Raw genomic sequence first — 14,440 nt, forward strand, 5'->3', positions numbered from 1 at the left:
ACAGTGAAATTAGCGAAGTTCCAAATTCGTAAGGCCCCACTAAGGATCCACATCATATGTCCGCACTTCGAAGTCACCTGAAAGATACGGTTCTTATCCTTAAGCCGGACGGTCGGAAACTTGGTCCATACCAGGCCGCTGTCTCGCCCGAGTCGATAATCATCATGGCAAAGTCCATCGACGTTGACGAAGGCGACAATGTGGTGCGGCCAATTCCAAGTGGTAAGGAGGAAGTCTATCTGTAAGCGTCTGCCGAAGGCATATTGAATCGATGACCAATCGAAACGATAGTGTGCACCATGAAGCTCATGCATACCAGTTCGAACGAGGTTGATGCCCCTCGCCCCACAAGACGCTATTACAGCCCGCAACTTAAAGCTGAGGTCGTCCAGGAATGTCGTCAAAGCGGTGCATCCGTGGCTGGAGTTGCCCTGGCCCATGGCATCAACGCCAACATTGTCCACCGCTGGCTTCACGAAGAGGAGCGCGCGGCCCTGCTGCTACGGGCGCGATCGTTCGTGCCAGTCACGCTGGAGCAGGCGTCGCCAGCCTTGCCAGCGGTTGAGGGCGGCTCCAGCGCCAGACCCGACATCCGGGTCGAGGTTCATAAAGGCAGCAGCACCATCACGGTGAACTGGCCGCTCGAAGGCGCCGCTTCTTGCAGTGCATGGCTGCGCGAGTGGCTCAGGTAATCACTGAATGATCCGTATCGATTGTGCGTGGCTGGCCATACAGCCGCTGGACATGCGGGCTGGCCCGGATACGGCGCTGGCGCGCGTGGTCAAAGTCTTCGGCGCCGCGCACCCGCACCACGCCTACCTGTTTGCCAACCAACGGGCCAACCGCATGAAGGTACTGGTGCATGACGGTTTTGGCATCTGGCTGGCGGCCAGGCGGCTGCACCAGGGCAAGTTTGTCTGGCCGCGCAGCGACACCATGACGCAAATGACACTCAGCCGGGCCCAGCTTGATGCCTTGGTTCTGGGCCTGCCGTGGGCGCGAATCGGCGAAGGCGGCATCATCACCGTGGTGTGACAAGGCAGCAGTTTGATCATGAATAAACCAGTGCTGCTCAGTCTATTCGGGCATGTCCCAATTGGCTTGCGATGGATGGTTTGGCACACTACTTGTCATGGTCGTCGACACGCAAACCCTGACACATCTCAGCGCTCAAGAGCTGCGTGAAATGGTCAATGGCTTGCTGACCAAGATTGCAGCCAAAGACCGCGAGATCCTGTACCGCCAAACCAAGATTGACCAGCTCACGCACGAGATGGCGGTTCTCAAACGCTGGAAGTTCGGTCGCAGTCGCGAGCAGCTCGATGCGGGCCAGATCAGCCTGCTCGACGAAACCATCGATGCCGACATCGCTGCCATTGAAGAAGAGCTTGAACAGCTCGCCCCCAGTTCAAAGACAAACGCCGACGCCCCCAAGCAGCCCAAACGCGCCCCGCTGCCAGCAGATCTGCCGCGCGTGGAATTCCACCATGAACTCGATGCCACGACCTGCTCCACACCGGGCTGCGGCTGCACCTTGAAGCGCATCGGAGAAGACGTCAGCGAGAAGCTCGATTACACGCCAGGCCTGTTCACGGTGGAGCGCCACATTCGCGGCAAATGGGCGTGTGCCAAATGCCAGACCCTGACCCAGGCGCCAGTGCCGGCCCAGATCATCGACAAAGGCATCCCCACGGCGGGCCTGCTGGCCCAGGTGCTAGTGGCCAAATACGCGGACCATTTACCGCTGTATAGGCAAGAAACCATCTTTGCGCGTGCCGGCATGGCACTGCCACGCTCGACCCTGGCGCAGTGGGTGGGCGTGTGCGGCGTACAGTTGCAGCCGCTGGTCGATGCTTTAAAGCAGGAAATTCTCAGCCACAGTGTTTTGCATGCCGACGAGACACCGGTGGCGATGCTCAAACCCGGCAACAAGAAAACGCATCGGGCTTACCTGTGGGCGTATGCGCCAGGGACCTTCGAGGACTTGAAAGCCGTGGTCTACGATTTCTGTGAGACCCGCGCAGGTGAACATGCCCGCGCCTTCCTGGGGGATTGGAAAGGTGGACTGGTGTGCGACGATTTCGCAGGATACAAAGCCAGCTTCTGTCTTGGCGTCACGGAGGTGGGCTGCATGGCGCATGCCCGCCGGAAATTCTTTGACCTGCATGTCAGCAACAAGAGCCAGATTGCCGCGCAGGCCCTGCAGTACATCACGGAGCTTTACGAGGTTGAGCGCGAGGTAAAAATGCTCACCGCTGATGAGCGATACGCCATCCGGCAAGCCAGGGGAAAACCGGTCGCCGATGCATTGCATGAGTGGATGCTGTTGCAGCGCCAGAGAATCACGGATGGATCGGCCACTGCCAAGGCACTCGATTACAGTCTCAAACGCTGGGGGGCGCTCACCCGCTATCTCGATGCTGGGCAGTTGCCCATTGATAACAATTGGATTGAAAACCAGATTCGTCCGATTGCAATTGGACGGGGCAACTGGCTGTTCGCGGGCTCACTGCGGGCAGGACAACGCGCGGCGGCTGTCATGAGCCTGATCCAAAGTGCCAAGCTCAATGGGCATGACCCTTATGCCTACATGAAAGATGTGCTGACTCGCCTGCCGACCCAGCGTGCCAGTCAGGTGGGCGACTTGCTGCCCCATCGCTGGCAGCCTCAAACCATTCGTTGACGACTAATGCATTGACGCGCTCATCGCGTCAATGTGTATTCCCCAGTTGCTTACGTCTATCTTGTCCTGTCAGCCGACTACAGACACGGCCTCCACTCGATTCCACCGAGCTACACACTGAAGGTTCGCAAAACAACCGCTCTCTCCTCGACCCCTTCCGCGATGAAGTCAACAACGATAAATATTCACAACTCCACTGGAGTTCAGGTCGGGGACTACAACACCCAACACATTCAAGCAACGTTCAATGAACTGATTCAAAAAATTGATCAGTCCTCTGTAAGCGGCTAGCCATGTCATCTTGAATCCTGCGGCCAAGCTGGTAAACATAGTGTCCACGAAACAACCAGGTGGACACTATGGAAACGAAGAGAGTGGCGCGTCGCAAGCACAGTGCGCAATTTAAGGCCGAGGTATTGGAGGCATGCCGACAGAGCGGGGCGTCGGTTGCCGCAGTTGCGCTGCGAAGCGGGTTGAACGCCAACGTGGTTCACCGCTGGCGAAGTCTGGAGGGACGAGCGACTGATGCCGGGGTTGGCAATCGGGTGGTAGTCAGTGCCAGACCCAACGCAGAGTTCCTGCCCCTGCAGCTACCGCCGCAGGCCATGTCGGCACCCGCGCCGGAGATTCGCATGGAGTTGCGGCGCGGCGCATCCGCCGTCACGGTGACGTGGCCCGTGCAATGTGCTGGTGACTGTGGGGCTTTGTTGCGGGAGTGGCTGCGATGATTCGCATCGACGCACTGTGGCTCGCGGTCGATCCCGTTGATATGCGTGCCGGCCCCGAGCGACTGCTGGCCCGTGTGGTGCAGGTGTTCGGCGCTGCCCGAGCGCACCACGGTTATCTGTTTGCCAACGTGCGCGCCACGCGCATCAAGCTGCTGGTGCACGACGGTTTCGGCGTGTGGTGCGCGGCCAGGCGTTTGAATCAAAGCCGCTTCGTGTGGCCGACTGCGGTGTCTGGCACGGCGTCGCCGATGGCGCTGACGCAGCAGCAATTCGACGCGCTGGTGCTGGGCTTGCCGTGGCAACGGCTGGAGCAAATGCAGGTCATCACGCGCATGTAATAGTTTGAGTTTGTCTGGAAAAAAAGAACAATCGGCACATGCCCTAATGGCGGTTTGATCGGTTGTTTTACACAATGGGCGCATGCTCAACGTGCACGAACTCAAAGCCCAGGACCTGCAGCGTCTGAGCCCCAGTGCACTGGCTGAAGTGGCGACCACGATGCTGGAACACATCGCCCAGCAGAGCAAGCTCATCACCTCCCAAGCGCAGGCCATCAAGTTTCGTGACGTCAAGCTCGAACGCATCACGTTTGAGCTGGCGCGCCTGAAGTCTTGGCGCTTTGCCGCCAAGACCGAGCGCATGAATGCCGAGCAGCGGCAATTGTTCGAGGAGACGCTGGTGGCCGACCAGGCAAGTCTTGAAGCTCAGCTCGAAGCCTTGCAGGGCCAAACCGGTACGCCGGGCGAGTCTGCTGGCAAAGCGCCTGCGCGTCAACCCAAACGCCAGGCACTGCCCGAGCATCTGCGCCGCGTGGACCATCACCACGAACCCGAGAACACCACGTGCGATTGCGGCCAGCCCATGGTGCGTATTGGCGAAGACGTGAGCGAGAAGCTGGACATCGTGCCGGCTGAATTCTTCGTGCATCGCCACGTTCGCGGCAAGTGGGCGTGCAAGGGCTGCCAGACATTGGTGCAAGAGCCGGCTGAGCCGCACATCATCGACAAGGGTATGCCCGCTGAGGGCCTGATCGCCCACACCTTGGTGAGCCGATTCGTCGATCACATTCCGTACTACCGCCAGGAACAGATCAACGCGCGCTCTGGCATCCACACGCCGCGCTCGACGCTGGCGGCCTGGTCGGGACAGGGCGGTGCCGGTTTGATACCGCTGTATGACGCGCACCGCCGCTTCGTGCTCGGCGCCAACGTCTTACATGTCGACGAGACGCCGGTGAATATGCTGGACCCGGGCGCGGGCAAGACCAAACGCGCCTATATCTGGGCTTATGCACGCAGCGGCTTCGATGTGTTGCCGGGCGTGGTGTACGACTTCTGCGTGGGTAGAGGAGCGAAGTATCCGGTGGCCTTCCTGCAAGATTGGTCGGGCACACTGGTGTGCGATGGGTACGCGGCCTACGACACCGTCTTCAAGCTTGAACAGCGAATTGAAGCCGGATGTCTCGCCCACGCCAGACGAAAATTCGACGAGTTGATCAAGGACAACCAGAGTCCGGTGGCGACACAGGCAGTGCAGCGCATGGCGAAGCTGTACGGCATCGAGCGAGAAGCCCGCGATCTATCTGTCGAGCAACGATTGGACATGAGGCAGGCCAGGGCCAAGCCATTATGGGAAGAGATGCATGCCTGGCTGCAGCTGGAGCGCCAGCGCGTGCCCGACGGTAGCGCCACCGCCAAGGCCATCGACTACAGCCTGAACCGCTGGAGCGCGTTGATGGCCAACCTGGTGGATGGCGACGTTCCCATCGATAACAACCACATCGAGAACCTGATGCGTCCCTGGGCCATGGGCCGCAAAGCCTGGCTGTTCGCCGGCAGTGAACTTGCCGGCCAGCGCGCCGCCATCGTCATGACCCTGGTGCAGTCGGCAAAGATGCATGGCCACGATCCGTGGGCGTATCTGAAAGACGTGCTCACGCGGCTGCCATCGCATCTGAACAGCCGAATCGACGAGTTGCTTCCGCATCGCTGGCAACCGAAGGCCTGAGGCGGTCCACGACCTCGCACATGCCGGGTACCTCCGTCAAGGTGCCACGGCCAGCCGCTTACAGTCCTCTGCCTCTGCTCACGAAAAGACAGAGGCAAAGAGTCGGTTGGCCGCCCTTTTGGAACACCCCTTGGTCACCTCTGTTCTGGGGAGCGCGGCGGGAGCAGTCCTGACGGCGCTAGGTGGAGCCTAACCCCATCAAGCGGGAATAAATTTCACCGCTAAATATCCTCTAATCAAACGGTCGTATTCTTGACACTTCAAAGCACGCCCAGGACCTGCATTTTTTTGGACTGCTTTGTGTTCACAAACTCATTCACAAATCAATGTGCAGAAAACGCATTGGTTGGTGAGTTGTCTGACTGAACAGCCAGATACCGGGCATTCGTGGCGGTCGGCTCCCGCAAATGACACCACTACAATCCCAACATGCTTGCCAAAAGAATTATTCCTTGCCTGGATGTGACCGGCGGCCGCGTGGTCAAAGGCGTCAATTTTGTGGAGCTGCGCGACGCCGGTGATCCGGTGGAGATCGCGGCGCGCTACAACGAGCAGGGCGCCGATGAGCTCACTTTTCTCGACATCACCGCCACCAGTGACGGACGCGACCTGATCCTGCACATCATCGAGGCGGTGGCCTCGCAGGTCTTTATTCCACTCACCGTGGGTGGTGGCGTGCGTACCGTGGAAGACGTGCGGCGCTTGCTCAACGCGGGCGCCGACAAGACCAGTTTCAATTCGGCCGCCATCGCCAACCCGCAAGTGATCAAGGACGCTTCCGCCAAATACGGTGCCCAGTGCATCGTGGTGGCGATTGATGCCAAGCGCCGCTCCGAAATGGACGCCAGGCGGCTCACCGCGGATGGGCGCGAAATAGGCCCCGGCTGGGATGTTTACAGCCATGGCGGGCGCAAGAACACCGGGCTGGACGCGGTCGCCTGGGCGCGCCAGATGGCCGAGTACGGCGCCGGTGAAATCTTGCTCACCAGCATGGACCGCGATGGCACCAAGGCCGGCTTCGATTTGGCCCTCACGCGCGCTATCAGCGATGCCGTGAGCGTGCCGGTGATCGCCTCCGGTGGTGTCGGTACCCTGGACCATCTAGTGGATGGGATTCAGATCGGTGGCGCTGACGCCGTTCTGGCGGCGAGCATCTTTCATTACGGCGAATACACAGTGGGCCAGGCCAAGGCACGCATGGCCGAGCGCGGGATCCCTGTCAGAATCTAAGCTTTTCTGACCTGTAGCCCTCGTCGATACTGCATTAGCAGCTATCAATAAAGTAGCAAATTCAAATCACGGACAAAACCTTCATGAGCTGGTTAAAACATATTCGATGGGATGCCAAAGGGCTGGTGCCGGTGATTGCGCAGGAGCAGGGCAGCAACGACGTGCTGATGTTCGCCTGGATGAACCGCGAGGCCTTGCAAAAGACGGCGGAACTGGGTCGCGCCGTGTATTTCAGCCGATCGCGTAACAAACTCTGGTTCAAGGGCGAGGAGTCGGGCCATGTGCAAATCGTGCATGAAATCCGCATGGACTGCGACAACGATGTGCTCTTGCTCAAAGTCACCCAGCTCGGGCATGAGCCCGGCATTGCCTGCCACACCGGGCGCCACAGCTGCTTCTTCAACCTGTACGAGAACGGTGCCTGGAAAGTCACCGAGCCGGTCTTGAAAGACCCGCAAACCATCTACAAATAAGTATTTATGACTTCCAACGTTCCGTCCGCTGATTCCCTGGCCCGTCTGGCGCAGGTGATTGAGAGCCGTTTGCCGAAAAACGGCGGTGACCCGCAAGCCAGTTACGTGGCGCGCCTGCTGCACAAGGGGCCCGATGCCTTCCTGAAAAAGATCGGCGAGGAAGCCACCGAAGTGGTGATGGCGGCCAAAGATGCCGACTTTGGCGGCGACAAGTCAAAAATCGTCTACGAAGTGGCGGATCTGTGGTTTCACTGCATGATTGCGCTGGCGCACTATGGCCTGACACCGGCGGATGTGGTGGCCGAGCTGGAGCGTCGTGTCGGTACCAGCGGCATCGAAGAAAAAGCCTTGCGCAAGGTACAGGCGCGCGAAGGAGAAAGCAAATGAACCAGGAAGCCCTGGACATTGAAAAGCTCCAATCGCTCAACACGGTGGGCACCATCAGCTACATCCTGCATTTGATCGTGGCCATTGGCGCCCTGATTCCGGGCGGGCAGTTTGGCCCGGTGCTGCTGATTGCCGCCTTGATCATTGACATGGTCAAGCGGCCCGAGGCCGAGGGCACTTGGCACGCCTCGCATTTTCGCTGGCGCATCCGCACCGTCGTCATTGCCGCCGTGCTTTATGCGGTGACGGCCCCCTTGTGGTTTCTCTTTATTTTGCCGGGCTGGTTCGCCTGGTGCCTCATCTCCCTCTGGTTTCTCTACCGCATCGTGAGTGGCATGGTGCGCATGAACAAGGGGCTTCCGATGGAGACCGCAGCATGATGGCGTCCATCGTTCAAAGCGCACCCGATTGCCTGTTTTGCAAAATAGTGGCGGGCAAAATCCCGGCCAAGGTGGTTTACCAGGACGAGGAACTTTTTGTGTTCCACGACATCAATCCTTGGGCGCCGGTGCATTTTCTGATGATTCCCAAGATGCATATTCCGTCCATGGCGCACGTCGGCCCCGAGCACGCGGGGCTGCTGGGCCGTATGATGGTGCTGGCGCCCCGGCTCGCCTTGCAGGAAGGGTGCAACCCCTACCCGGACGGGGGTTTTCGCATGCTGAGCAACACCGGTGCAGAGGGACGCCAGGAGGTGCATCATCTGCATGTCCACGTGATGGGCGGTCCCCGGCCCTGGCTCAGAGGTTAATTTCCAGGGCATATTTCAGCGATAAATCTCGGGGTAAGGGCGCTGGAACTGCTTCGCCGACTAAAATCGACACAATTCGCTAGGAGAAATTCATGGGATTTTCGACAACACACCTGATCATCTTTTTGGTCATCATCATCGTCATTTTTGGCACCAAGAAGCTGCGCAACATCGGGTCGGACCTGGGTGGTGCGGTCAAAGGCTTCAAGGACGGCATGAAAGACGGCACCGACAAGCCCGCCGATGCGCCCGCCGCCGCTACCCAGCAGGTGGCGTCCAGCGCCAGCGCCGCCAAAGAAACGATTGATGTCGAAGCCAAGACCAAGGCCTGATGGCGCAGGCGGGTTGGGATGCTCAGATCAGCGCGCAGCTTTGCGGGATACCTGTAAGTGATTGATATCGGGGTCACCAAACTCGCCATCATTGGCGCGATCGCGTTGCTGGTCATTGGCCCTGAAAAGCTGCCGGGTCTGGCAAAAACAGTCGGAACTTTGTTGGGGCGCGCGCGCCGCTATGTGGCCGATGTGAAGTCCGAGGTCAGTCGCTCGATGGAGCTCGACGAGCTCAAGAAAATGAAGGACACGGTTGAAAGCGCAGCCCGTGATGTCGAAAATTCGATCCAGACCAGCGCCAGCGATTTCGAGAAAAGCTGGGCCGAGACCACCGAACAGGCATCCAACGCACAGACCGGTGATTCGTATTCCGGTTTTCCAGAGTACAAACACCCCCGAAAAAAATGGCGCGTCAAGCAAGGTGCCACGCCCCGCTGGTACAAGGTCCGTACCGGCACCCGCACCAACGCCTTGTCGGGGGCCGCCCGCGTGGCCCGCTTTCGACCTTCCAAAGTTAGCTGATGACCGACCCTAGCAAGCCTAAAGACGGCCAAGAAGACGAACTGGCTGGCACCGAGCAGCCTTTCGTGCAGCACCTGTTTGAGCTGCGCGACAGGCTGTTGCGGGCCTTGTATGGCGTGGCCGCCCTGTTGGCTGTTTTGCTGTTCTACCCTGGCCCCTCCAAACTCTACGACTTGCTGGCGATGCCGCTGGTCAAGGCGCTGCCCGAAGGTTCGCGGATGATTGCCGTGGGCGTGGTGTCGCCGTTTCTGGTGCCGATCAAGGTGACGGTGCTGGCGGCCGTCGGCTTGTCCTTGCCCTGGATTCTTTATCAGATCTGGGCTTTTGTGGCGCCGGGCTTGTACAAGCACGAGAAGAAGCTGGTGTTGCCTCTGGTGGCGGCCAGCACCATTCTGTTTTACATGGGCGCGGCGTTCTGCTATTTCTTCGTGTTTGGCCAGGCTTTTCCGGCGATCCAGAGAATGGCACCGATATCGGTTGCCGTCAGTCCGGACATCGAGGCTTACCTAGACTTCGTCATCACCATGTTCATCGCCTTTGGCGTGGCGTTTGAAGTGCCCATCGTGGTCGTCATTCTGGCCCGCATGGGGTTCGTGACGATTGCGCAGCTCAAGTCGTATCGCACCTACTTTGTGGTCGGCGCCGCAGCTGTCTCGGCGCTGGTCACGCCGCCCGATCCGGTGTCCATGATTGCCTTGCTGATTCCGATGTACTTGCTGTACGAAGCGGGCATCATCGCGGCGCAGGTTTTCATCAAACACACCCAGGCGCCTGACGACGCTGCCGAAGCCGCCAAGCCTTAGGGTAAAAACACCCCTGACCCCCTATGGATGGGCGTCACATGCTATTAAAAGACTAGCAAATAGCGCCCGGCCATGGCCGGGCGCCGTGGCGTTTACTGAGCTTGCTTGCGCGGTTTGGGCCGCACACCCGGTGTCACATCCAGCTCGACTTTTTCGTCCCGACGCAGCACACTGAACTTGGACACCGTCCCTGGCTTCAAGGCCGCGACGCTGGACAGTAATTCGGACACATTGCTGACCGGCTTGCCCGCCACCCGGACGATGACATCGCCAGGCTTGACGCCCGCCTGCGCCGCCGGTCCGTTTTGCAGCACGCCGGTGATGATCACGCCTTCCTTGGTCTTGACGCCGAAGGTTTCCGCGAGTTCGGGTGACAAATCGTTCGGCTCCACGCCAATCCAGCCGCGCGTGACCTGGCCATCTTTCACAATGCCTTCCATCACCAGCTTGGCGGTGGATACCGGAATGGCAAAGCCGATGCCCATGCTGCCGCCCGAGCGCGAATAAATAGCGGTGTTGATGCCCAGCAGATTGCCGTTGGTGTCCACCAGGGCGCCACCGGAATTGCCGGGGTTGATGGCCGCATCAGTTTGGATGAAGTTCTCGAAGGTGTTGATGCCGAGCTGGTTGCGTCCCAGTGCGCTGACAATGCCACCGGTGACGGTTTGCCCGACGCCGAAGGGGTTGCCGATGGCCAACACCTGGTCGCCAACCTGCAGCGTATCGGAGTTGCCCAGCACGATGACGGGCAGTCGGTCCAGATCAATCTTCAAAACGGCGATGTCGCTGTCCGGGTCGGTCCCAATCACCTTGGCCCGCGCGTGGCGGCTGTCGTTGAGGACGACCTCAATTTCATCAGCGCTCTCCACCACATGGTTGTTGGTCAGGATGTAGCCGTTGGCGCTCACAATGACTCCGCTGCCCAGCCCGATTTGGGGCTCATTGCCCTGTTCGCCAAAAAAGAAGTTGAACCACGGATCGTTGCTACGCGGACTATTTTTGGCCGCCTTGCTGGTGTTGATGCTGACCACCGCCGCCGATGATTTTTGCGCTGCGAGCCTGAAACTGCCGGGCGGCGCCGCGCCCGAGCTGGCGGCGGGCGCTTCCAGCAGGGCCACCGTACCTGAACCGTAGGGCCGGTGTCCCAGCCAATCGGGCTTGAGTGTGCCGACCACAAAATACGCCGCCAGCAGAACGGTGACCGCTTGGGAAAACAACAACCAGAGACGTTTCATGAAAATGTCGGGCGATACGCCCCCTAAGTAAATGGATGAGTCAGCAGCAGGATTTCAAATTGTAGGCGGCGCGGCGCGCTGGCGCTACGGCTGGGATTTCGGCGTTGGCGCTGGGGGCTTGGCGCGCGCTGTACAGTTGACCAGTTCCATGTCCAAGACACACCAGATCATCCTGATTCATGCCGACGCGGCGTCCAAGCCAGCGCCGGGCGCGCCCTGCAATGGGTGTGGCGTGTGCTGCCTGCTGGAGCCGTGTCCGCTGGGCGTGCTGCTTTCGGGTCGACGCCATGGCGCTTGTGTCGCGGTGCGCTGGCTGGATGATGTGCAGCAGTACCGCTGTGGCGCCCTCAGTGCGCCGCTCGATGTGCTGCAGACTGTATTGCCCCGACCGTTGCGGCGCCTGGCCCGCTGGCTGGCGCCTGGTTTGGCGCGTCTGGCGCAACGATGGATCGCAGTCGGCCAAGGCTGTGACAGCACGGTGGAGGTGCCCCCGCTGGCGGCGCGATCAGGCGGCTCAAAAATTCGTTGACAATGCACCTCGGCACGCCCCACCCGCTTCCTCAAACCCCATTTTTCTTCCCGTTCTTGACATGCCCGACCGCACCCAGCTCCTGCAGGCCTTTGACACGCTGCTCCAGCCCGAGCGCTTTCGTGACTACGGCCCCAATGGCTTGCAGGTGGAAGGCGGCGCCGTCGTGCGAAAAATCGTCTCGGGCGTCACCGCCAGCCGGGCGCTGATCGAAGCCGCCATTGCGGCCCAGGCCGATGCGATTTTTGTCCATCACGGCCTGTTCTGGCGCGGTCAGGATGGCCGCGTCACCGGCTGGATGAAGCAGCGCCTCAAGCTGCTGCTGGCGCACGACATCAACCTGTTTGCCTACCATCTGCCGCTGGACGCGCACCCGGAGCTGGGCAATAACGCGCAACTGGGCTTGAAGCTGGGTCTGCGGGCGCAGGCCCGCTTTGGTGAGCAGGAACTGGGGTTTCTGGGTGAGCGGGTGACGTCTGATGGCTTCGAGAGCGCTGAAGTTCTCGCGCAGCACATTCAAGTTCAATTAAATCGGCCTGTAGCCCTTGTCAATGGTGCGCAACGCGCTATTAAAAAAATAGCATGGTGCAGCGGCGGAGCGCAAAGCTATTTTGAAGCGGCGATTGCCGCCGGGGCCGACGCCTTTATCACCGGCGAAATTTCCGAGCCGCAGGCGCACTATGCGCGCGAATGCGGCGTGGCGTATCTGGCCTGTGGGCACCACGCCAGTGAGCGCTTCGGCGCACCGGCCGTGGCCGCGCATGTCGCCGAGCAGCTCGGTCTGGCGCACCAATTCATCGATATTGACAACCCGGCCTGAAGCCCGCGCATGCCGGGTCGGAACCAAGGACTGTTACACCATGAAAAAACCGATTGCCATCACGCTCGGCGACCCCGCCGGGATTGGCCCCGAGATCATCGCCAAGGCGTTTCGGGATGCGCCCGATGTCACGCAAGGCTGTTTTGTGGTGGGCGATGTGGCGACCCTGCGGCGGGCGGTGCAACTGATCAGCGCCGGTCAGATACCGCTGCCGGTCGTCTTGCTTGATACGCCCGACGAGGCGCTCAACCTACCACCGCGCTGCCTGCCGGTGTTGCAGCTAGGGGCCTTGGCAGCACCGGCGCCGTTCGGACAGTTGAGCGCCAGCGCTGGCGGACTCGCCGCCGAGTGCGTGGTCTGGGCCGCGCAGGCCGCGCTGCGCGGTGAGCTGGCGGCCCTGGTGACCGCGCCGCTCAACAAGGCAGCGCTGGCGCTGGCCGGCGCACCCCATTCGCACTATCCGGGGCACACGGAAATGTTGCAGGCGCTGGCGGCGGAGCATGCGGGGCGGCCGCTGGCGGACATGCCGGTGCGAATGATGCTGGCCAATGACGAGTTGCGCGTTGTCCTGGTGAGCATTCATGTGTCTTTGCGTGCAGCGATCGAAGCGGTGACTTTTGACAATGTGTTGCAGACCCTGCGCATCACCCATGACGCGCTGGCGGCGGCCCTGGGCCGCGTGCCACGCATCGGGGTCGCGGGTCTGAACCCGCATGCCGGGGAGGGCGGGCTGTTCGGGCGCGAAGAGCTTGACATCATCGCGCCGGCCATTGAGGCGGCGCGCGCGCTGGGCCTGCAGGTGAGCGGGCCGTTCGCCCCGGATACAGTGTTCATGCGGGCGCGCGCCAAAGACGGCCAGCCAGGCGAGTTTGACGTCGTGGTGGCGATGTACCACGACCAGGGTCTGATCCCGGTGAAATACCTGGGCGTTGAGAAGGGCGTCAATGTCACGCTGGGCTTGCCGCTGGTGCGCACCAGCCCGGATCACGGCACGGCGTTTGATATTGCCGGCACCGGCCAGGCCGACGCCTCCAGCCTGATCGAGGCGATTCGCATGGCGCGACACCTCTGCCGTCTGCCGGCGGCATAAGATAAATAGACCGACAGCCCTCGTCAAATAACGACTATTCGCTATTGAGTTTGTAGCAAATCTATTTTTTGAGGCTGTCGCGAATCTCGCGCAACAGCAACACATCCTCGGCGGTTGCTGCCGGTGCGGCCAGCGGTGGCGGCGTGCTTTTCTTCAGGCGGTTGATTTGCTTGACCATGATGAAAATAATGAACGCCAGAATCGCGAAATTGACGGCGACCGTGATGAAGTTGCCATAGGCCAGTACCGGAACGCCGGCTTTTTTCAGGGCGTCAAGTGTCATGGCGGTGCCCGCAGGAGGCGGTCGCAGCACAACAAAAAGACTTGAAAAGTCAAGTTTCCCAATCACCGCGCCAATCACCGGCATGACCAGGTCGCCGACCACGGATTCGACTATTTTGCCGAACGCGCCGCCAATGATCACGCCCACGGCGAGGTCCATCACATTGCCTTTGACGGCAAACTCTTTGAACTCCTGCACCATTCCCATGAGTCATAACTCCTTTTGATTCAGAGCTTGGAAGTATTCACGGAAATCGCGTTGTTGCATAGCCTTCGAGCGCTAAGTCGCCTTGAACGGTCAGCTACAATCGCCGGTTCACCCCCAATAGCGATGTTTTTCATTGAGGATTCCCATGAGTGAGACCCTAGTCGACGGCCGTCAGATCGACGCCAGCAAACGGACGTGGCTGATCGCGTCCAGCTGCCTTGGTGCCGTGGGCGGTATAGCCGCCGCCGTCCCCTTTGTCAGTAGTTTCCAGCCCTCCGAAAGGGCTAAAGCGGCTGGCGCGCCGGTAGAGGCGGACATTTCCGCGCTGAAGCCCGGTGAGAAAATGACTGTGGAGTGGCG

The 14,440-nt window shown here is 60.2% G+C and carries 21 protein-coding genes; 18 read left to right on the forward strand and 3 right to left on the reverse strand.

Annotated elements, in window-relative coordinates; translation table 11 throughout:
• On the reverse strand, positions 1–314 hold a 314-nt coding region (locus B3V69_RS19235), incomplete at its 3' end, for a hypothetical protein (RefSeq protein WP_296449017.1).
• On the opposite strand from B3V69_RS19235, the gene tnpA reads away from it, so the two are divergent.
• The 14 genes from tnpA (at position 309) to tatC (ending at position 9,916) form a co-directional block, all read left to right on the forward strand.
• Positions 309–692 carry an IS66-like element accessory protein TnpA gene (gene tnpA / locus B3V69_RS19240; RefSeq protein WP_296449005.1) on the forward strand — a complete coding sequence of 128 codons (384 nt, stop codon included), beginning with the start codon at positions 309–311 and terminating at the stop codon, positions 690–692. The genes B3V69_RS19235 and tnpA overlap by 6 nt on opposite strands.
• 7 nt (positions 693–699) lie before the next feature.
• Positions 700–1,035, forward strand: a complete 336-nt coding sequence (tnpB, locus tag B3V69_RS19245) for an IS66 family insertion sequence element accessory protein TnpB (protein WP_296448940.1) — start codon at positions 700–702, stop codon at positions 1,033–1,035.
• Between the two features lie 97 nt (positions 1,036–1,132).
• Entirely contained in the window at positions 1,133–2,683 is a 1,551-nt protein-coding gene (gene tnpC, locus B3V69_RS19250; RefSeq protein ID WP_414707585.1) for an IS66 family transposase, read from the forward strand.
• A gap of 359 nt (positions 2,684–3,042) precedes the next feature.
• The gene (locus B3V69_RS19255; protein WP_296448943.1) at positions 3,043–3,411 is read left to right on the forward strand and encodes a transposase; all 369 of its coding nucleotides are present in this window, start codon (positions 3,043–3,045) and stop codon (positions 3,409–3,411) included.
• The gene (gene tnpB / locus B3V69_RS19260; RefSeq protein ID WP_296448945.1) at positions 3,408–3,749 is read left to right on the forward strand and encodes an IS66 family insertion sequence element accessory protein TnpB; all 342 of its coding nucleotides are present in this window, start codon (positions 3,408–3,410) and stop codon (positions 3,747–3,749) included. Before B3V69_RS19255 ends, tnpB (B3V69_RS19260) begins: the two co-directional genes overlap by 4 nt.
• 82 nt (positions 3,750–3,831) lie before the next feature.
• Positions 3,832–5,418, forward strand: a complete 1,587-nt coding sequence (gene tnpC, locus B3V69_RS19265; protein WP_414707584.1) for an IS66 family transposase — start codon at positions 3,832–3,834, stop codon at positions 5,416–5,418.
• A gap of 429 nt (positions 5,419–5,847) precedes the next feature.
• Entirely contained in the window at positions 5,848–6,648 is an 801-nt protein-coding gene (gene hisF / locus B3V69_RS19270) for an imidazole glycerol phosphate synthase subunit HisF (protein ID WP_296448948.1), read from the forward strand.
• An 83-nt stretch (positions 6,649–6,731) separates the two neighbouring features.
• Positions 6,732–7,121 (forward strand): phosphoribosyl-AMP cyclohydrolase, encoded by a 390-nt coding sequence (hisI, locus tag B3V69_RS19275; protein WP_296448950.1) that lies wholly within the window; start codon positions 6,732–6,734, stop codon positions 7,119–7,121.
• A 6-nt stretch (positions 7,122–7,127) separates the two neighbouring features.
• Entirely contained in the window at positions 7,128–7,508 is a 381-nt protein-coding gene (locus B3V69_RS19280) for a phosphoribosyl-ATP diphosphatase (RefSeq protein WP_296448956.1), read from the forward strand.
• Positions 7,505–7,888, forward strand: coding sequence for a DUF4870 family protein (locus tag B3V69_RS19285; protein WP_296448959.1), 384 nt, complete (start codon positions 7,505–7,507; stop codon positions 7,886–7,888). Before B3V69_RS19280 ends, B3V69_RS19285 begins: the two co-directional genes overlap by 4 nt.
• Complete coding sequence (locus B3V69_RS19290; protein ID WP_296449014.1) at positions 7,888–8,259, forward strand: histidine triad nucleotide-binding protein; 372 nt, start codon at positions 7,888–7,890, stop codon at positions 8,257–8,259. The genes B3V69_RS19285 and B3V69_RS19290 overlap by 1 nt, the downstream gene beginning before the upstream one ends.
• A gap of 92 nt (positions 8,260–8,351) precedes the next feature.
• Positions 8,352–8,591, forward strand: a complete 240-nt coding sequence (gene tatA / locus B3V69_RS19295; RefSeq protein ID WP_296448962.1) for a Sec-independent protein translocase subunit TatA — start codon at positions 8,352–8,354, stop codon at positions 8,589–8,591.
• Positions 8,592–8,648: 57 nt separating this feature from the next.
• On the forward strand, positions 8,649–9,113 hold the full coding sequence (gene tatB / locus B3V69_RS19300) for a Sec-independent protein translocase protein TatB (RefSeq protein ID WP_296448965.1): 465 nt from the start codon (positions 8,649–8,651) through the stop codon (positions 9,111–9,113).
• Positions 9,113–9,916, forward strand: a complete 804-nt coding sequence (gene tatC, locus B3V69_RS19305) for a twin-arginine translocase subunit TatC (RefSeq protein ID WP_296448967.1) — start codon at positions 9,113–9,115, stop codon at positions 9,914–9,916. The genes tatB and tatC overlap by 1 nt, the downstream gene beginning before the upstream one ends.
• 92 nt (positions 9,917–10,008) lie before the next feature.
• Here tatC and B3V69_RS19310 read toward each other — a convergent pair whose 3' ends face one another.
• Entirely contained in the window at positions 10,009–11,151 is a 1,143-nt protein-coding gene (locus tag B3V69_RS19310; RefSeq protein WP_296448971.1) for a S1C family serine protease, read from the reverse strand.
• Positions 11,152–11,299: 148 nt separating this feature from the next.
• Between B3V69_RS19310 and B3V69_RS19315 the strand changes: the two genes are divergently transcribed.
• The 3 genes from B3V69_RS19315 (at position 11,300) to pdxA (ending at position 13,590) form a co-directional block, all read left to right on the forward strand.
• A complete protein-coding gene (locus tag B3V69_RS19315; RefSeq protein WP_296448976.1) occupies positions 11,300–11,680 on the forward strand; it encodes a hypothetical protein in 381 nt (126 codons plus the stop codon).
• 61 nt (positions 11,681–11,741) lie between these two features.
• Positions 11,742–12,500 carry a Nif3-like dinuclear metal center hexameric protein gene (locus B3V69_RS19320; RefSeq protein WP_296448979.1) on the forward strand — a complete coding sequence of 253 codons (759 nt, stop codon included), beginning with the start codon at positions 11,742–11,744 and terminating at the stop codon, positions 12,498–12,500.
• 40 nt (positions 12,501–12,540) lie between these two features.
• Positions 12,541–13,590, forward strand: coding sequence for a 4-hydroxythreonine-4-phosphate dehydrogenase PdxA (pdxA, locus tag B3V69_RS19325; RefSeq protein WP_296448983.1), 1,050 nt, complete (start codon positions 12,541–12,543; stop codon positions 13,588–13,590).
• A 61-nt stretch (positions 13,591–13,651) separates the two neighbouring features.
• Here pdxA and mscL read toward each other — a convergent pair whose 3' ends face one another.
• Positions 13,652–14,080 carry a large conductance mechanosensitive channel protein MscL gene (gene mscL / locus B3V69_RS19330; protein ID WP_296448986.1) on the reverse strand — a complete coding sequence of 143 codons (429 nt, stop codon included), beginning with the start codon at positions 14,078–14,080 and terminating at the stop codon, positions 13,652–13,654.
• Positions 14,081–14,225: 145 nt separating this feature from the next.
• Here mscL and B3V69_RS19335 point away from each other — a divergent pair.
• On the forward strand, positions 14,226–14,440 hold a 215-nt coding region (locus B3V69_RS19335; RefSeq protein WP_296448989.1), incomplete at its 3' end, for a ubiquinol-cytochrome c reductase iron-sulfur subunit N-terminal domain-containing protein.

The organism is Rhodoferax sp. UBA5149 (genome assembly GCF_002413825.1).
GTDB lineage: Bacteria > Pseudomonadota > Gammaproteobacteria > Burkholderiales > Burkholderiaceae_C > Rhodoferax.